The following is a 16,658-nucleotide window of genomic DNA, read 5'->3' on the forward strand; positions in this document are numbered from 1 at the left end:
CGCCCGACCGAACGGGCACACGGACGTGCGGTGTCGGCCCAGGAGAGGAAGGGATGGTGTCGAGCGTGCGACACCATGACGGTCAGCCGGCTACGTCGGCGCTGTGGCTGCGGCGCTGCCCGCGGCAGCCGCGTGCCGCGATCATCACCCTGCACGGGGGACGGACGGACAGCTACCAGACGTCGCGGCCCTGGCACTTGGCGGCACTGAGGATGCGCCCCGTCCTGCGCGCGGCGGCATCCGCCACGTCACTCGACGACGTCGTCCTGGCACACGTGCGCTACCGCCACCGTGGCTGGAACCACGACGATCCTGTGCACGACGCCTGCCGCGCGCTCGACGAACTGCGGCAGACCATCGGCGCGGTACCGACCGTTCTCATCGGCCACTCCATGGGGGGCAGGGCGGCTCTGCGGGCGGCTTCCCACCCGCAGGTGCGCGGCGTCCTCGCGCTGGCGCCCTGGCTCCCGCCGGGGGAACCGGCCGGTCAACTGAGCGGGAAGCACGCCATCGTCGTCCACGGCGCGGGCGACCGGGTGACCAGCCCCCGCGCCTCCGCGGACTACGTGCAGCGGGCGCGGGCGGCCGGAGCCCGGGCCGGCATGATCGTCGTCCGCGACGGCGACCACGCCATGCTCCGCCGCTCCGGCCTCTGGCACCGCACCGTCGCCACGCTGGTCGCCGGGCTCCTGGACCAGGACGCACCGCCCTCCGACCTGGCCGGCGCCAGCTACGCGGCCACCGATCCGCTGACGCTCTGACGAACGCCTGACCCGCCCCCACCGGGGAATCGATTCTGGTGCAAGCCGCTGACCTGGGGTACCGGCACTGCATGAGGCTCTTGGACCAAGTGCGCGAGAACGACCGGACCCTGACCAAGACCGCGGCTTCCCGCATCCCGGCCGAGGTGGCGAAGGTGCTGTCGGCGGTCGAGGAGGCCGCGGAGAGCACGAAGCTGTGGTGCGGCGCGGCCGGGGTGATGGCGTGGCGGGGCGGCCGGCGCGGTCGCAGGGCGGCAGCCGCGGGCATCGCCGCGGTCGTGGTGGCGCAGCTGGTGTCCAACGGGGTGTGCAAGCAGGTGACCGGTCGGCGCCGGCCGCCCAAGGAGTGGATCCCGCACGACGAGGTCGAGGACCGCCCGGACTCCTCGTCCTTCCCCTCCGGGCACACCGCGGCCGCCGTGGCGTTCACCGCGGCCGTCGCACCGGTGTGGCCGTCGGCCGGCGCCCTGTGCGCGGTACCGGCGGCAGCGGTCGCCGTCGAACGGGTACAGAGCGGCGCCCACTACCCCAGCGACGTCGTGGGCGGCGCCGCCGTCGGCCTGGCCACCGCCTGGCTCATCCACCGCGTTCCGCACCTGCTGCGGCGCCGGGCCTTGCACTGACGGCATCGCAACTCCCGCGTTCGACCGCGCACTTGCCCGTCCCACACGCCCCGGTTCTCCGTTCCCCTGCGGAGAGTCGGGGTCGTTGCGTGCCGACCCTGGTGACTCCGCGCCGTCGCCCGCCGACGACCGGCCTCACATGCGGGCTCTCAGCGCGTCGACCTCGCAGCCGGGCGCGAAGGGGTCGAAGCCCTGCTCGATCAGGGGGCGGACGGCCAACAGACTCCGCAACGACGACCACCCGTTCATCACGTCGCGGTCGACGTCGGTGCCGTAGCCGGCGAGAACGTCGTCGAGGTGCTCCTCGTGTCCGAGCACGAAGGTGGCGAGGTCGTACAGGGCGTCCCCCTGGCCCGCCTCGGACCAGTCGATGATGCCGGTGACCTCGTCGCCGTCCACGAAGACGTGCGCGATCTGGAGGTCGCCGTGCGTGAACGCGGGAGTCCACGGCCGCAGCGCGCCCTCGGCGACCCGGCGGTTGCGGCTGACCAGGTCGGCCGGCAGGACGCCGTTCCTCACCAGCAGGTCGCACTCGTCGGCCAGCTCCTCCGCCAGCGCGTCGATGCTCCGGCCGGCCCGGCCGGGCCAGGACGGCAGCGGCGCGTCGTGCAGCTTCCGGAGGGCGGCACCCGCCGCGGCCCACGCCGCCGGCGACCCGGTCACCGGCCCGCCGAGGCGCCCGAGCGTCGTCCCCGGAAGTGCGGCGGTCGCGAGCACGGGCGGCTTGCGCCACAGGACCCGCGGGGTCGGCACCGGCGCGAGGGACATCGCCTCGACCTCGACGTCCAGGCGCGCCTGATCGGCGTCCACCTTCAGGAACACGTCACCGACGCGCAGCGTCGCGCGCTCGGCGTGGGCGACGACGACCTGGACCTCATCCATGGGCGACCAGTATCCCGGGGACGATCGCCGACGTCGCCGGGTTTGTCACCTGCGGACACGCGGCCGACCGCGTGCCGCCGTAGCGGCGGCCTCGGTGCCGGTTCGGCCGGCTGTACGGCGGTCCACCACCGTTCGGGCGGCCCGGCGCGCGGGGGCGCGGCGCGGGTGCGAGCGTGGAGGGACGCAGGCACCCGCGCCGGCTGCGGGGCGGTCACGGCACACCCGCGGCCGGGACGGGCGGACAGGAGGGAGTGGCGGCATGGCTCGGGCGATCTGGACAGGTGTCATCACGTTCGGACTCGTCACCGTGCCCGTCGGTCTGTACACCGCCACCCAGGACCACGCGGTTCACTTCCACCAGCTCCAGCGCGGTACGTCGGACCGCGTCCGCACCAAGCGGGTGAACGAACGCACCGGCGACGAGGTCGAGTTCAAGGACATCGTCAAGGGCTACGAGGTCGACGACGGCCAGTACGTCGTGGTCGAGCCCGACGAGCTGGACGAGATCGCCCCGGGCCGCTCGAAGACCATCGACATCAGCGACTTCGTCGACCTGGACCGCATCGAGCCGGTCTACTTCGACCGCACGTACTACGTCGCGCCGCGCGGCAAGGAGTACACCGAGGTCTACGAGTTGCTGCGGGCGGCCCTGGCCGAGGCGGACAAGGTCGGCATCGCCACCTTCGTCATGCGCAACAAGCAGTACCTGACCGCCCTGCGCGCCGAGGACTCGGTGCTGGTGCTGCAGACCCTGCACTGGGCGGACGAGGTCCGCGACCCGGAACAGGAGCTGCCCGAGCTGCCCTCGTCACGCGCCGGGCGCGGCAAGCAGATGGACATGGCGCTCCAGCTGGTCGACGCCCTGAGCACCGACTGGGAGCCGTCCCGCTACCGGGACACCTACCAGGAGAAGGTGCGCGAGCTGGTCAGGGCCAAGGCTGAGGGTGAGGAGATCACCGGGGGCGAGGAGCCGCCGCAGGCGACGAACGTCATCGACCTGATGCAGGTCCTGGAGGGCAGCCTCGAGTCCGCCCGGTCGGGCCGTGCCGGACGGCCCGACCGGGCCGACCGCGCCGGGAACGGCAAGCGCGACGCGCGCGACGGCCGCGACGGCCGCGACGGACAGGAGCCGGCCCGCGACGAGAGCGGAAAGAGCGGCGGGCGCAAGGCCGGCCGGGCGGCGTCCGGCGCGAAGAAGAAGGCACCGGCGAAGACCCCCACGCGCCGCCAGGCCCCGCCCCGCACAGCCGGTGCCGCCTCGGCGCGGGCCCGCGGCCGCACCCCCGGCACCAAGAGCGAGCTGCGCAAGCTGAGCAAGGCCGAGCTGTACGAGCGCGCCACCGAGCAGAACGTCCCCGGCCGGTCGAAGATGAGCCGCGACGAGCTCGTCGACGCCCTCGCCCGCGGCGGCACCCGCCGCAAGAAGAGCGCCGCCTGACCCGCGTCAGGCGCCTTCCGCGTCCCTGATGCGCCGCACCGGCTGCTCGGGCCGCTGCGGCGTGTCGCGGAGCCGGTGGGCGCGGGTGACGGCCTCGTCGAGGGTCACGGTGATCGGCAGGACCGAGTCGAGGCCCAGGATGTTCATGCGCCAGCGCAGGTGCTCGTCGGGCACGGCCAGCACCAGCGCGCCCCCGGTGTCGTTCAGGCGGTGCCAGAAGGTCAGGAGCACGGTGAGGCCGCTGGAGTCGATGAAGAGGTCCGGCGAGGCGGCGAGGACCAGGTAGCGGCAGCCCTCGTCGAGCAGGCGTTCGCCCGCGGCGCGGACGTCGGAGCTGGTGAACAGGTCGACGTCGTCGGGCAGGGCCGCGACGACGAGGTCGTCGCTGCGGTCGATCAGGCGCAGTTCCACCAGGCCTCCTCTCGTACTCGGTCCGCCTCACCCTAACCGTCGTTCCGGTGGCGGCGGGCGCGATGTCCGCGCTCGGGCACCACGGCCCCCTCATTCTGGCGGATACCCGGCACTTCGCCCGTTGCACCCGGTACCGTGGAGCTGCTCAGCTCCAGGGATCGAGGGCGTGCTTGCCTCGGGTCCGGCCCGCCGCGAGCCGCCGCAGCACCTCCGGCCCGTCGGCCAGCGGGTGGACCCGGGGGGTCCCGGGCGGGTAGACGCCCCGGGCGATGAGCACGGTGAGGTCGTCGAGCAGGGACCGGTAGAGGGCGGGGGCCGCCGTCGCCAGCGCGCCGATGTGCAGGCCCTTGATCTGCACCTGATGCGTGAAGACCAGGTCATGTGTGCTGAGGGTGACGTCGCCGGACGCGGCACCGAACACCACCACGCGCCCGGTGAACGGCTTCGTGACCGCCAGGCTCGCCCGGAACGTGGCGCGTCCCACCGACTCCAGGACCAGATCGACGCCGCCGGTCCGGCGGACGACCTCCTCGGCCAGGTCGGGCCGCGCGCCGTCCAGCACCTCGTCGGCGCCGAGCGCCCGGACCGTGTCGTGCTTGCCCGGTGACGCCGTGGCGATCACGCGCGCGCCGTAGTGCCGGGCAAGGCGGACAGCCGCCTGCCCCACGCCGCCTGCCGCCGCGTGGACGAGCACCACGTCGCCGGCCCGCACCTCACCCAACGGCTTCAACGCGGCCAGCGCGGTGGCCCAGTTGAGCACCAGACCGAGCGCGGCGGCGTCGCTCCAGCCCGTGGGGACGGGGAGCACGCCCCCGGCCGGCATCGTCATGTACTGCGCGAAGGCGCCCGGCCCGGTCCCGACGACGTGGGTGCCGAGGGGCAGGGCCCCGTCGACGTCCGGGCCGACCCCCACGATCTCACCGGCGGCCTCGAAGCCCGCGACGTAGGGTGGCTGCGGGCCGGATCCGTAGGTGCCGTGACTCTGCATGACGTCCGCGAAGTTGACCCCGGCGGCGCCCACCCGGACCAGGTACTCGCCGGGTCCCGCCGTGGGACACGGCAGCCGGGTCGTCAGGGTCAGGTCCTGCGGTCCCCGGTGGGAGTGCTGGACCAGGGCCCGTACCGTCTGCTCTGCGGCCTGCCGCCGCCACTCGTCGCTGCTCATGGGGCGCACCGTAGGACCCTGACACCCGCGTGAAGGTCAAGTCGGGGCCGCGGCTCCCTCCTTGACGGTCACGATGTCGCCCGTCGCACCCCCGTCACCGCGCCGCCCTCCGCACGCCCCGCAGGTAGGCGTCAAGGGCCGCGCGTTGCTCCTCGAGCCCGGCGATGCGCGCCGCCAGCCCGTCGCGGTAGCGCTCGACCTCCCGCACGAACTCCGCGCACACCGCCTCCGGTTGCCCGACGGCGAGGTGCGGCAGGACGTCCCGGACCAGCCGCAGGGGCAGCCCGGACTCCAGCAGGGAGCGGATGACGCGGACCCGGTCGAGGGTGGACCCGCAGTAGTCGCGGTACCCGTTGCCGCGGCGTCCCGGGACGATCAGCCCCTCGTCCTCGTAGTACCGCAACGACCTGGCGCTCACGCCACTGACCCGGGAGGCCTCACCGATCCTCATGTCCGGTGACAACACCCCTGCGCCGCCGGGTCTTCCGGCCCCCGCGGACGCGGCGAGCGCCCCGGAAAAGGAGAGTCGCCCGCCCCAATCCCCCTGCTACGGTGGCCGGATGGCAACGATCAAGAAGGTTCAGGTCACCTTCGACTGCGCGGAGCCCGAGCGCGTCGGCCGCTTCTGGTGCGAAGTCCTGGGATACGTCCCGCCGTCACCGCCGGAGGGGTTCACGACCTGGGACGCGTACAGCGCCTCGCTGCCGCCCGAGGAGCGGGGTGCGTCGTTCTCGTGCAGCGACCCGACGGGGGTGGGCCCGCGGCTGTACTTCCAGCGGGTGCCCGAAGGGAAGGTCGTCAAGAACCGGGTGCACCTCGACGTGCGCGTCGGCACGGGCCTGGTCGGCGACGAGCGCGTGGCCGCGCTGGAGGCCGAGTGCGCCCGCCTGGTGGCCCTCGGCGCCACCCGCTTCCAGCTCCTCCTGGCCGACGAGAACAACGAGTCCTGCCTGGTGATGCAGGACGTCGAGGGCAACGAGTTCTGCCTGGACTAGGCGGGCAGCCCCTCCGGACCGGGCGTCGCGCGCGCTCAGCGGCGCCCGGTCGGCTTTTACCCGCCCTCGGTCGCGGTCCGGTCGGCCTTCTCCCGCCCTCAGTCGCGGTCCAGCCCCCAGGTCTGCAGGGCGAACGGCCGGCCCTTCTCCTCGCCCCTGATCAGCGGTACGTCCAGCAGCTGGAAGCCCGCCTTGGTGGCGACCGCGACGCTCGCCGCGTTCTCCGCCTCCAGTTCCAGGACGACCCGGTCCGCGCCCAGTTCCTCGAAGGCGTACGCCGCCATGACGCGCACCGCGCGGACCGCCAGGGCCTGCCCGCGGTGCGCGGGGCCGATCGCGTAGCCGAGCTCGGTGCCCTCGGGGGCGCGTCGCAGCATCACCTCGCCGAGGGGTGCGCCGCCGTCGACGGTGACCGCGAGCAGCATGGCGGTGCCGTCCGCGCGCAGGTGCCGGTCCCGGTCCAGGCGGGCCCACGCGGCCTCCTCGTCGAACGGGGAGACGATCGGGGTCCAGTACGCGATGTCGGGGTGGTCGAACAGCGCCGGCATCGCCGGCACGTCCGCCTCCGTCCAGTCCCGCAGGACGAGGCCCTCCCCCGTGAGCCGGATGCGCTCGGGGAACGGGGACGCGGTGCTGCTCATGCTGGGGGACCTCCCTGGCCGGTGCGAACGAGGCAGGATAACCGGGCGGGCGGGTGAGGGCCGCCGCTCGGCCCGGGCTCCGGCCGTCAGCTCCCCGGCGCCCGCACCGGCGACGTCCCGGCGTCCTGCGACGTTCCGGCGCCTTGCTGCGCGCCGCCCTCGATCTTGCGCAGCAGTTCCAACAGCGCCTCCCGCTCAGCCGCCGTCAGCACTCCGAAGCACTCGGCGAGCACCGCGTCCGCGACCTCGTGGCCGGCCTCCAGGCGCCGTTCCCCTTCGGGGGTGAGGTGGTGTTCGATGCGGCGACCGCGCCCGGGGCGGCGGTCCACGAGCCCCTGGGCCACCAGCCGTCCGGCGAGCGTGCCGAACGCCTGCTCGCTCTGGAACGTGGCTGCGGCCAGCTCCCGCGCACTGGCACCCGGCGTCCGGCTGATCGCGCGCAGCGCGTCCCACTGCGCGAGCGTGCTGCCGACGGACGCGAGCCGGCTGTCCAGCGCCCGGTGCTGGCGGTACTGGACAGCCTTCACGGCCCGTCCGAGGATCTGCAGTTCAACGGCCATGGGGTCAGGCTAACACCTCGACTAAGCTTGCTTAATTAAACATCCTTAGTTACTGTCGCCGGCATGACTCCACTGACGCTCACTTCCCACGGCCCCGCCGCCGGCCGCCCCGTCCTCGTCCTGCACGGTGGGGGCGGCCCCGCCACCGTCGCTCCCCTCGCGGAGCACTTCGCGGCCACCGCGCCCGTGCTGCTCCCCACCCACCCGGGCTGGAACGGCACGCCCCGGCCCGAGCACTTCCTCCGCGTCGCCGACCTGGCCGCCGCCTACCTCGACCTGCTGCACGAGCGGGACCTGTCCGACGTCCTGGTCGTCGGCTCCTCGCTCGGCGGGTGGATCGCCGCCGAGATGGCGACCATGGACACCGGGAGCCGGATCAGCGGGGTCGCCCTGGTCGACGCGGTCGGCATCGAGGTCGCCGACGCACCGGTCCAGGACTTCTTCGCCCTGGACGCGCGAGGGGTGGCCGAGCACGCCTACCACGACCCGGACCGCTTCTACCGCGACCCGGCGACCGTGCCGGCCGAACAACGGGCTGTCGTCCAGGGCAACATGGCGAGCCTGCGCCTCTACTCCGGCGGACCCGCCATGAGCGACCCCACGCTCCGGGCCCGCCTCGCGGCCGTGGTCGTGCCCGCCCTCGTCCTGTGGGGAGAGAGCGACCGCATCGTGACACCGGCCTACGGCAGGGCGTACGCCGCGTCGTTCCGGCAGGCCCGGTTCGAACTCGTCGCCGAGGCAGGCCACTTGCCCCACCTCGAACAGCCGGAGCGCACCTTCGCACTCCTCGACGGGTTCGCCGCCCGCTCAGCCCCGACCCGCCCCTGATCCGCCGGACGCGGCCGGGCCGACCCTCGCCGCACCCTCCAGCACCGCCCCCGCCACCACGTCGAAGAGCCGGCCGGCCCGGGGCGCGAGCGCGGGCTGGTCACCCAGCCACGCCAGCATGGCGATCAGCGCGAACAGGTCGTCGCCGTCGATGTCGTGGCGCGCCACGCCCGCTTCCTGCGCGCGGTGCAGGAGCCGGGCGCCCGCCGCGCGCAGGGTGACGCACGAGGCGTGGAGCGCGGAGTCGGGGTCCTTGATCGCGGCGGCCATCAGCACGGTTGCGCCCCGGTACTCCGTCGTCCAGGCCACGCAGTCCCGCACCCACAAGACGAGGGCGTCCTCGGGTGAGGCCGACTCCTCCAACTCCCCCGCTTTAGCGGTCATTTCGTCGAATTCGGCCCGCAGCAGGGCGTCGAGCAGCGCCTCGCGCGTCGGGAAGTGACGCAGCAGGGTCGCGAGCCCGACATCGGCCCGGCGCGCGATGTCCCGCAGCGACACCTCCACACCCTGCTCGGCGATGGCGCTGCCCGCCACGGCGAGCACGTGGTCGCGGTTCTTCCTGGCGTCGGCGCGCATCGCTCCCCGTCCCTCCTGGGCCCTCGCGAGCCCTCTTGCTATCCGGATCAGTGGTCCATATATTCGGATCAGTGGTTCACTTATATGGACCGCCGATCCGGATGAGCGTATCCCCGTATCCCGTGCAGGAGGAAACGATGTCGACAGCCACCATGAAGGCCGTCCGGCTCCACGCCCACGGCGGCCCCGAGGTGCTGCAGTACGAGGACGTGCCGATCCCGGAGCCCGGGCCGGGCGAGGTGCTCGTGCGGGTGCACGCGGTGGGCGTCAATCCCCCCGACTGGCACCTTCGCAACGGGCTGACCACCGTGCCCGGTACGGAGGTGACGGTCACCCTGCCCGTGGTCCCCGGGACCGACGTGTCGGGCGTCGTGGCGGCCGTGGCCGCGGACGTGGACGGCCTCGCCGTGGGCGACGAGGTGTTCGGACTGCTGCGCTTCCCCAGCTTCGAGGGCAGCGCGTACGCCGAGTACGTGGCCGCGCCCGCCGCGCACCTGGCGCGCAAGCCGGCCGGCGTCGACCACGTGCACGCCGCCGGGGCACCCATGGCCGGGCTCACGGCGTGGCAGTTCCTGATCGACGTGGGACACGACCACCCCTCCCCCTTCCAGGACGCACCGCACCGTCCGGCGCGGCTCGACGCGGGCACGACCGTGCTCGTCAACGGTGCCGCGGGCGGTGTGGGGCACTTCGCCGTGCAGCTGGCCAAGTGGAAGGGCGCCCGGGTCGTCGCCGTGGCGTCGGGCGGCCACGCGTCGTTCCTGCGCGACCTCGGCGCCGACCGGTTCCTCGACTACACCAAGGAGCGTCCCGAGGACCTCGTGGACGACGTGGACCTCGTGCTCGACGCGGTCGGCGGCCCCGACAGCCGGCGGTTCCTGCGCACGCTCAGGCGCGGCGGCTCCCTGTTCCCGGTCCTGCCCGGGGTCTTCGACGAGGCGGAGGTCGCCGCGCTCGGCGTGACGGTCTCCAGCGCCCAGGTCCGCTCGAGCGGTGCCCAACTCGCCGAGCTGGGACGGCTGCTGGACGCCGGGACGGTCCGGGTGGCGATCGACAGCACGTACGCGCTCGCGGACGCCCGGTCGGCTCACGAGCGCGCCGCCCGGGGCCACATCCGGGGCAAGATCGTCCTCACGGTCGCCTGAGCCCCTCCCGCCTGAACCCCTCCCGCCGGACCGCCGGGCGATCACCCCGGACAGACGTGCGACGGGTGAACTGTCTCCGGGCGGGCCGGCTGCCCCCACCGGCGCTGGCACCCTGGGGGAAGTGACCGCAGCAGGGCGGTGAGCTGCGGTGTCGTCGTCATGGGGGGCGGTCATGAGTGTGCGCAGGACGCCTCGGCACGTCGCCTGCGTGATGGACGGCAACGGGCGCTGGGCCGCGCAGCGGTCCCTGCCCCGGACGTCGGGGCACCGCGCGGCCGAGGCCGCGGTGATCGACGTGATCGAGGCGGCCCGCTCGGCCGGCGTCGGATGGCTCAGCCTGTACGCGTTCTCCACCGAGAACTGGAGCCGTCCCAGCACGGAGGTCGGCTTCCTCATGCAGCTGGTGCGCCGCGTCGTCCGCAAGCACGCGGCGCTGCTGCACGCACGCGGCATCCGCTGCCGCTTCCTCGGGGTCGGTGACCCGCGCGTGCCCGAGCCGCTGGCGCGGGACTTCGCCGACCTGATGACCCTCACGCGGGACAACCGCGGCATGACGCTGACCGTCGCCTTCGACCACGGCGGGCGCCGGGACATCGTGGCTGCCGCGCGGTCCCTGATCCGCAGCGGCGTCCCCGCCGAGACCGTCACCGAGGAGAGCTTCGCCGCGCACCTGCCCTTCCCCGACACCCCCGACGTCGACCTGGTCATCAGGACCTCCGGCGAACAGCGCATCTCCAACTTCATGCTCTGGCAGGTCGCCTACGCCGAGTGGGTCTTCCCGCAGGTGCTGTGGCCCGACTTCCGCGCCGCGCACTTCCTCGACTGCCTGCACACCTACCAGCGGCGCGAGCGGCGCTTCGGCGGCGTCGTGCCCGCACAGAGCGAGGGCCCGGGCGAGGGGCCGGGACAGGACCGGGGCCAGGGTCCCGGCCGCGGCCGGCCCCAGGGCCCCACCCCGGACCAGCCCCCCCACCAGCACCAGAACGGAGCAGACCGAACGTGACCCACGCAGACGACGGTTCCCCCGACAGCCCCGGTGCCCCCACGGCGGACCACGACGGCGGACCGTCGGGCCGCACGGCAGGGGAGGCGACCCACCCGCTGTTCGGACCCCATTCGGAGTTCCACGAGTTCTTCCACGACCCGCGCTGGGCCCTGGCCATGATCCGGGCGACCGTCCTGGAGGCCGCACACCCCCAGGTCGGCGCCGCCCTGATCGACAACTCCACGTTCGTCACGCACCCCTGGCGGCGGCTGCGCAACACCCTCGTGAGCCTGCAGCGCATGTGGGGCGCGGACGAGCAGGCCCGGCAGCGGGAGGCGCAGCGGCTCAACCGCCTGCACGCCCGCATGAGCGGCGCCGACGACCGGCACCGCCCGTACGACGCGATGGACCCCGCCGTACGGGCGTGGGTGGTCGCCACCCTGTTCGAGAGCACCGTGACGATGTGCCGGCTCAGCGGCCAGCCCCTCGAACAGGACGTGATGGAGCGCCTGTACGAGGAGTTCCGCGGGTTCCTCGCCGCGCTGGAGGGGCACGCCGACCACCTCCCGGCCTCGCTCACCGACTTCTGGCGCTACTACGACCGGATCGTCGAGGAGGAACTCGAGAACACCGAGGCGATGCGCATCGTCCTCTACAAGCTGTTCGACCACCTCCCGGCGCCGGCCCTGCTGAACGGACTGCCCACCCTGTGGGCGGCGGGTCGTGCCGTCGTCGGCCCGGTCGTCGGAGCGGTCACCGTGGCGTCGCTGCCCGAGCCCTTCCGCCGGCGCGCCGGGCTGCCCGAACTCCCCGGCGCCCAGACCCTGATGCAGGGCGCCTACCTGGCCGCCGGCCTGACCCGCGTCCTGCCCGAGAGCTGGCGCAGGCCCGAGGCCATCACCGACCTGCTCGCCCTCTCCCCGGGCAGCGACGACCCGCGCGCCCGCACGGTCACCGCCCTGCGTGACGCGATGCACCGGGCCGGTGCCCTCATCCGGCTGATCAGTCCCCTGCCCCCCGAGCCGGAGCCGACGGCGGCGGACGGCGGACAGCGGCGTGACGCGGAGGAGTTCTTCGCCGAGGTGCTGGACCAGACCGGCAACGGCTACCTCGACTGGCCCGACCTGGCCGCCATGGCCCGCGAGCTGTCCACCCGCCTGGACCTGGACGAGCCCGAGGAGAACCGGCTCTACGACGCCTTCGCCGCGTGGTGGCGGGAACTCCAGGCCGCCCTCGACACCGACGGCGACGGCCGGGTGAGCGCCCAGGAGTACGCGGCCGCCGTACCGTCCTTGGCGGGGCCGGCGCTGATCAAGGTGGCGGAGGTCCTCTTCGACGTCACCGACAAGGACGGCAACCAGACCATCGACGCGCAGGAGTACCGCGCCCTGTTCCGCACCGCCTTCCACCGTGACACGGCGGCCTCCGGGACGACGTACTCGCGCAGCGCCTTCGTGAAGGACTTCGTGTCGTTCATGACCGGCCGGCGCCGCTCGTCACCGTACGACCCGCTGCTCGCCCAGGCGTGAGGCGCCCGGCGGCACCGGCACGGAAGTGGGGCCCGACCGCCTCCGGCGTGGAACCCCGCGGTGCCGGACCGTCAGTGCTCGGCGCCCTGGACGCCCGCGACCTGCCGCACCTGGACGCCGACGGGGGTGGCGGGCCGCAGGCGGGCGGCGGCGTACCGGTGCAGGGTGGTGCGCAGGCGCCGGTACTCCCGCAGGGTCCTGACCTCCACGGCGCTGGGCCCCTCGGTGTCCCGCACCTTCAGGTGCACGCCGCCGGTGCAGCGGGAGGCGAGGTTGTAGAAGTAGGCGGCGGCGGTGGCCAGGGCCGTCCCGAGGAGCACCTCGACCATGAGGGTGACGGTGAGGAAGGTCAGTCCCCAGACGGGCGAAGGTCCCGCCTCCGGCTTGGGGTTGAGGAAGTCGATCACCACCCAGGTGAGGGAGGCGGCCACCGCCAGGCACACGCCCAGGGCGAGACACACCAGGGCGCTGGTGGCCGCCACCGACCACAGGTCGACCTGCGTCAGCTGCCGGCCGGGCCGGGAGGGGTGGGGGGTCGCCCCGCTCGGGGACGCGAGGGGCGGGGCAGGGTCCTGGACCGGGAACGGGTCGGCCTGGACAGCCGTCTCGGGAGCCATCACCCGTACGCCCGAGGCGACTTGCGCCGACCGGGCCACCTGGGCCGGAGGGGCGACCCGGGGAGCCGGTGCGGCCGGGACCGCCGTACCGGGCGGCTCCTGGCCGCCGTGGGGGGAGGGCCGGGCGCCGGATCCCTTCGGCTGCCTGCGCGTGTTCCTACCGCGGGCGCTCTTGGCGCGGCCCATGCCGGTCTCCTCCCGTGTCGACGCCCCAGCCCGACCTCTTCACCGGCGGGACGCTTCGACGGTAGGTGCGAGCGCCGGGTCCCGCATCCCGGGCCACGGCGCCGCCGGCCCCGGGTCCTCCGTGTGGGCGGGCCCGAGGACAGGCGCCCGTGCCCCGTGTCCGCCGACGAGGCGGTTCAGGTCGCGGAGGCGGGCCCCGGCGGCAGGTGGACGGTCATGACGAGGTGACAGGTCTCCGTGCCCGCGCCGCGGTACGTGTGGGACGCGCTGCCGTCGAAGGTGGCCGTCTGCCCCGCTGCCACGGCGTGCTCCGTGCCGTCGACGAGCAAGGTCATCCGGCCGGCGGTCACACTGATGGTCTCCACCACCCCGGCCTGGTGCGGGTGGCTCGGGTACTCCTCCCCCGGTTCCAGCCGCCAGCGCCACACCTCGACCGGGGCCGGACCCGAGGTCGTGAGCATCAGCCGTGCCTCGCTCCCCCGCTCCCCCGTCCACAGCGGCGCCACGGCGTCCGCGGCCACCACGCGGACGCGGCCCTCGGGCGGTCCCTGCATGAGGGCGGACACGGGGAGGCCGAGGGCGTCGGCCAGCCGGACCAGGGTGGCCAGGTTGGGGTTTCCCTGTGCTTTCTCCAGTGCCACCAGCGCGCCCTTGCTGACCTGGGCCCGCCGGCCCAGCTCCTCCAGCGACAGGCCCGCCCGGGTGCGCGCCGCCCGGACGTTGTGCGCGACCGTCCGCAGCGCCGCGGCCGTCTCCGCCACCTGGTCATCCCTCCTCGGTCCTGGATGGATCGTTCCGGATCACTCCACTGGACCGCCCGGTCGTTCGATTGACAGGCGGCGGTCGGTCTGATGTACGGTCCGGTCGTTCGGTTGGATCGTACGGGATGGACGGTACGGAGGAGCACGGCATGCTGGTTCACCCCTGGGACGCGAGCCTGGACGACGCCGAGTGGCAGAGCTGGATCGCCGACGGCCACGACTTCGGGCTGCTCGTCGTCAACGGGACGCCGGGCCGGCCGCCGCACACCGTCCCCACCCACTTCACCTGCGACGGGCCACGGCTCCTCGTGCACCTCGCCCGTCCCAACCCCGTCTGGGCGGCGATCGAGCACGACCCGGACGTCGTGCTGACGGTCATCGGCGACTACGCCTTCGTACCCGGCCCCTGGCGCGCCCCGGCGGACACCCCGCCGGCCGATGGCGTGCCGACCAGCTACTACTCGGCCGTCCGGTTCACCTGCCGGGCTCACGTCGTCGACGACCCGGAGGACAAGGCCGACCTGCTGCGCCGCCAGCTCGCCCACTTCCAGCCGGACGGCGACCACGCCCCCGTCGCCGCGGACCGGCCCCCGTACGGCCGGATGCTGTCCGGCATCCGCGGGCTGCGGCTGGACGTCACCGAGGTGCTGGCCAAGTTCAAGTACGACGACCACAAGCCCGTCGAGCACCGCGCCGCGGTCGCCGACCACCTCACCGCCCGCGACCGGGGCCTCGACGGACCCGCCGCCCGCCAACAGCGCCGCCGCCTGGACCGTATCGGCCCCTGGACGCCCTGAACCGCCGCGCCGCACCCGCGACTTGCCCGCCCCCGCTCGGACTCCCCCACACCTCCGACCCGCACGGAAACGGAACGCCCCCATGCCCGCCTTCCGCCTCGGCACCGCCGTCGCCGACGCCTTCCCCGGCACCCTCATCGCCCTCGTCACCGCCACCGGCCTGCGCGGCCGGGAACCCTGGCCGCTGACCGCCACCGCCGTCGAGGACCTGGAACGGCGCCTGGCCGACGGCAGCTGGGCCCCCGCCGACGAGACCGACCCGCGCATCGAGGCCTGGCACACCGCCTACCGTTCCTTCGGCACCAACCCCCGTCGCGTCCGGCCCAGCGTGGACGCGCTCGGCCGCCGCCTCGCGAAGAAGGGGTCGCTGCCCCGGATCAACCCGGCCGTCGACTCCTACAACGCCGTCTCCGTCCGGCACGGCCTGCCCGCGGGCGCGTTCGACCTCGACCGGGTCGAGGGGGACGTCGTGATCCGCCCGGCGGACGGCACCGAGGCCTTCACCCCGCTCGGTGAACCGGACACCGTGGAGCACCCCAGGCCTGGCGAAGTCGTCTACGTCGACGCGGCCGGTGTCCTCACCCGCCACTGGAACCACCGCGACACCCACCGCACCCGGGTCACCGAGGACTCCACCCACGTGGTCTTCGCCCTCGAGACCCTGCACGCCGAGCGCGACGGCGACCTCCTGCGGGCCGCGGCCGAGGAACTGCGGACCCTGCTCGCCCCGCACGCGGGAGCGACGGCCGTGCACCATCTCGACCCGGCCCGCCCGGAGGCCGTCGTCTGACGCACGGTCCGGGCCTCGCGCACGGGCCGACGGCCGACCGCCCCTGGCCGAGGGGCCAGGGGCATCACCGGGGCCGGTCGCCCGTCACCGTCAGCGGTGGGGCCCCCGGCGGCCCAGGGTGTCGACGGGGGTCGCGCCGGGGCGGGTCCACTGCGGTACCGGGCGGCTGGTCGGGCCCCAGGTGGGGTTGCCGTCGGCGTCCGAGCGCCAGTACCAGCACGGCTTGTGGCCCAGCGACCGGCCCTCGGGGTTGTCCTCCCACGCCTCGCCGCGGCCGTACGGGGTCATGTCGAGCAGGGCGAAGGTCGCGCTGAACGCCTCGTTGCCGCGGCCGGTCGTGGAGTACGTGAGGAACGTGCGGTCGCCGTCGCGCAGGAAGCAGGAGACGTACCCCATGTCGCCGCCCACCGGCGGGGGCACGTCGCGCACCGAGTACCAGGGCTGGGTGTAGCCCATGAACGCGACGAACGGCTCCACCTCCTCCCAGCGGCCGGTGGTCAGGACGGCGAACGACACCCCGCGGGCGTTGAGGTAGACGGCGTCCCTGAGGTGCCAGGCCGCGTTGGTGCAGCCTTCGCACTGGCCCTGGTGCGGGGCGCCGTCGTGCCACATGTGCTGGTAGACCACCAGTTCGTCCCGCCCCTGGAACAGGTCGAGGAACGGCACGGGCCCGTCGGCCCCGACGACCTCGACGGCGCCGTCGAACTCCACCATCGGCAGGCGCCGCCGGGCCGCGGCGATGGCGTCCCCCTCCCGGGTGTGCGCCTTCTCCCGCACCAGCAGCTCCGCCCGCTCGGCCCGCCAGGTGGCGATGTCGACGACGGGCGGACGCCCGGGCAGTGCGCTGGTCGAGGGGTCCGGGGTGCTCGTCATGGTGTCCTCCGGGGTGTCGGCTGCGGGCAGCGACGTACACCGTCCCTACGACGGTCACGAGGGGGGACTCCCGGGCCGACCGGAACTCATCGCCG

Annotated in this window: 20 protein-coding genes; 10 read left to right on the plus strand and 10 right to left on the minus strand. The window is 74.1% G+C overall.

Translation table 11 applies throughout. From position 1 onward, the window contains the following. Positions 1–65 precede the first annotated feature (65 nt). Together AQJ30_RS25610 and AQJ30_RS25615 are read left to right on the plus strand one after the other, a co-directional pair. Positions 66–761: an alpha/beta fold hydrolase gene (locus AQJ30_RS25610; RefSeq protein ID WP_245727116.1), complete on the plus strand. Its 696-nt coding sequence runs from the start codon at positions 66–68 to the stop codon at positions 759–761. 71 nt (positions 762–832) lie between these two features. Then, on the plus strand, positions 833–1,384 hold the full coding sequence (locus AQJ30_RS25615) for a phosphatase PAP2 family protein (protein ID WP_067238493.1): 552 nt from the start codon (positions 833–835) through the stop codon (positions 1,382–1,384). A 135-nt stretch (positions 1,385–1,519) separates the two neighbouring features. Here AQJ30_RS25615 and AQJ30_RS25620 read toward each other — a convergent pair whose 3' ends face one another. Continuing rightward, positions 1,520–2,266 carry a phosphotransferase family protein gene (locus AQJ30_RS25620; RefSeq protein ID WP_067238496.1) on the minus strand — a complete coding sequence of 249 codons (747 nt, stop codon included), beginning with the start codon at positions 2,264–2,266 and terminating at the stop codon, positions 1,520–1,522. 259 nt (positions 2,267–2,525) lie between these two features. On the opposite strand from AQJ30_RS25620, the gene ku reads away from it, so the two are divergent. Further along, positions 2,526–3,704 carry a non-homologous end joining protein Ku gene (ku, locus tag AQJ30_RS25625; RefSeq protein WP_067238497.1) on the plus strand — a complete coding sequence of 393 codons (1,179 nt, stop codon included), beginning with the start codon at positions 2,526–2,528 and terminating at the stop codon, positions 3,702–3,704. 6 nt (positions 3,705–3,710) lie between these two features. Here ku and AQJ30_RS25630 read toward each other — a convergent pair whose 3' ends face one another. The 3 genes from AQJ30_RS25630 to AQJ30_RS25640 all read right to left on the minus strand — a co-directional run bounded on the left by AQJ30_RS25630 (position 3,711) and on the right by AQJ30_RS25640 (position 5,731). Continuing rightward, complete coding sequence (locus tag AQJ30_RS25630) at positions 3,711–4,115, minus strand: STAS domain-containing protein (protein WP_067238500.1); 405 nt, start codon at positions 4,113–4,115, stop codon at positions 3,711–3,713. Positions 4,116–4,260: 145 nt separating this feature from the next. Continuing rightward, the gene (locus AQJ30_RS25635; RefSeq protein WP_067238502.1) at positions 4,261–5,280 is read right to left on the minus strand and encodes an NADPH:quinone oxidoreductase family protein; all 1,020 of its coding nucleotides are present in this window, start codon (positions 5,278–5,280) and stop codon (positions 4,261–4,263) included. A gap of 94 nt (positions 5,281–5,374) precedes the next feature. Beyond that, complete coding sequence (locus AQJ30_RS25640) at positions 5,375–5,731, minus strand: MerR family transcriptional regulator (protein ID WP_067238505.1); 357 nt, start codon at positions 5,729–5,731, stop codon at positions 5,375–5,377. Positions 5,732–5,840: 109 nt separating this feature from the next. Here AQJ30_RS25640 and AQJ30_RS25645 point away from each other — a divergent pair, with 109 nt between their 5' ends. Continuing rightward, a complete protein-coding gene (locus AQJ30_RS25645) occupies positions 5,841–6,275 on the plus strand; it encodes a VOC family protein (RefSeq protein WP_067238506.1) in 435 nt (144 codons plus the stop codon). Positions 6,276–6,373: 98 nt separating this feature from the next. Here AQJ30_RS25645 and AQJ30_RS25650 read toward each other — a convergent pair whose 3' ends face one another. Then, the gene (locus AQJ30_RS25650) at positions 6,374–6,916 is read right to left on the minus strand and encodes a GNAT family N-acetyltransferase (protein ID WP_067238509.1); all 543 of its coding nucleotides are present in this window, start codon (positions 6,914–6,916) and stop codon (positions 6,374–6,376) included. An 86-nt stretch (positions 6,917–7,002) separates the two neighbouring features. Beyond that, on the minus strand, positions 7,003–7,476 hold the full coding sequence (locus tag AQJ30_RS25655; RefSeq protein ID WP_067238510.1) for a MarR family winged helix-turn-helix transcriptional regulator: 474 nt from the start codon (positions 7,474–7,476) through the stop codon (positions 7,003–7,005). A 63-nt stretch (positions 7,477–7,539) separates the two neighbouring features. Between AQJ30_RS25655 and AQJ30_RS25660 the strand changes: the two genes are divergently transcribed. Beyond that, the gene (locus AQJ30_RS25660; RefSeq protein ID WP_067238513.1) at positions 7,540–8,304 is read left to right on the plus strand and encodes an alpha/beta fold hydrolase; all 765 of its coding nucleotides are present in this window, start codon (positions 7,540–7,542) and stop codon (positions 8,302–8,304) included. On the opposite strand, the gene AQJ30_RS25665 is transcribed toward AQJ30_RS25660, so the two are convergent. Further along, complete coding sequence (locus tag AQJ30_RS25665; protein ID WP_067238514.1) at positions 8,284–8,880, minus strand: TetR/AcrR family transcriptional regulator; 597 nt, start codon at positions 8,878–8,880, stop codon at positions 8,284–8,286. The genes AQJ30_RS25660 and AQJ30_RS25665 overlap by 21 nt on opposite strands. A 137-nt stretch (positions 8,881–9,017) precedes the next feature. Here AQJ30_RS25665 and AQJ30_RS25670 point away from each other — a divergent pair, with 137 nt between their 5' ends. The 3 genes from AQJ30_RS25670 (at position 9,018) to AQJ30_RS25680 (ending at position 12,539) form a co-directional block, all read left to right on the plus strand. Next, entirely contained in the window at positions 9,018–10,025 is a 1,008-nt protein-coding gene (locus AQJ30_RS25670; RefSeq protein ID WP_211279114.1) for an NADP-dependent oxidoreductase, read from the plus strand. A 172-nt stretch (positions 10,026–10,197) separates the two neighbouring features. Next, positions 10,198–11,028, plus strand: coding sequence for a polyprenyl diphosphate synthase (uppS, locus tag AQJ30_RS25675; protein WP_079084298.1), 831 nt, complete (start codon positions 10,198–10,200; stop codon positions 11,026–11,028). A gap of 98 nt (positions 11,029–11,126) precedes the next feature. Next, entirely contained in the window at positions 11,127–12,539 is a 1,413-nt protein-coding gene (locus tag AQJ30_RS25680; protein WP_067238711.1) for an oxygenase MpaB family protein, read from the plus strand. 71 nt (positions 12,540–12,610) lie between these two features. Here the strand turns inward: AQJ30_RS25680 and AQJ30_RS25685 are convergent, their stop codons facing one another. Beyond that, positions 12,611–13,342 (minus strand): DUF3566 domain-containing protein, encoded by a 732-nt coding sequence (locus AQJ30_RS25685; protein WP_159052388.1) that lies wholly within the window; start codon positions 13,340–13,342, stop codon positions 12,611–12,613. 176 nt (positions 13,343–13,518) lie between these two features. Further along, positions 13,519–14,103 carry a helix-turn-helix domain-containing protein gene (locus AQJ30_RS25690; RefSeq protein WP_067238521.1) on the minus strand — a complete coding sequence of 195 codons (585 nt, stop codon included), beginning with the start codon at positions 14,101–14,103 and terminating at the stop codon, positions 13,519–13,521. Positions 14,104–14,252: 149 nt separating this feature from the next. On the opposite strand from AQJ30_RS25690, the gene AQJ30_RS25695 reads away from it, so the two are divergent. Both AQJ30_RS25695 and AQJ30_RS25700 read left to right on the plus strand, forming a co-directional pair. Then, a complete protein-coding gene (locus tag AQJ30_RS25695; RefSeq protein WP_067238713.1) occupies positions 14,253–14,900 on the plus strand; it encodes an FMN-binding negative transcriptional regulator in 648 nt (215 codons plus the stop codon). 82 nt (positions 14,901–14,982) lie between these two features. Further along, positions 14,983–15,690 (plus strand): B3/B4 domain-containing protein, encoded by a 708-nt coding sequence (locus tag AQJ30_RS25700; RefSeq protein ID WP_067238524.1) that lies wholly within the window; start codon positions 14,983–14,985, stop codon positions 15,688–15,690. Between the two features lie 90 nt (positions 15,691–15,780). Here AQJ30_RS25700 and AQJ30_RS25705 read toward each other — a convergent pair whose 3' ends face one another. Further along, positions 15,781–16,563 carry a DUF899 family protein gene (locus AQJ30_RS25705; protein WP_067238527.1) on the minus strand — a complete coding sequence of 261 codons (783 nt, stop codon included), beginning with the start codon at positions 16,561–16,563 and terminating at the stop codon, positions 15,781–15,783. Positions 16,564–16,658 lie beyond the last annotated feature (95 nt).

Origin of the sequence: Streptomyces longwoodensis (assembly GCF_001514125.1) — a bacterium.
Taxonomy (GTDB): Bacteria; Actinomycetota; Actinomycetes; order Streptomycetales; family Streptomycetaceae; genus Streptomyces; species Streptomyces longwoodensis.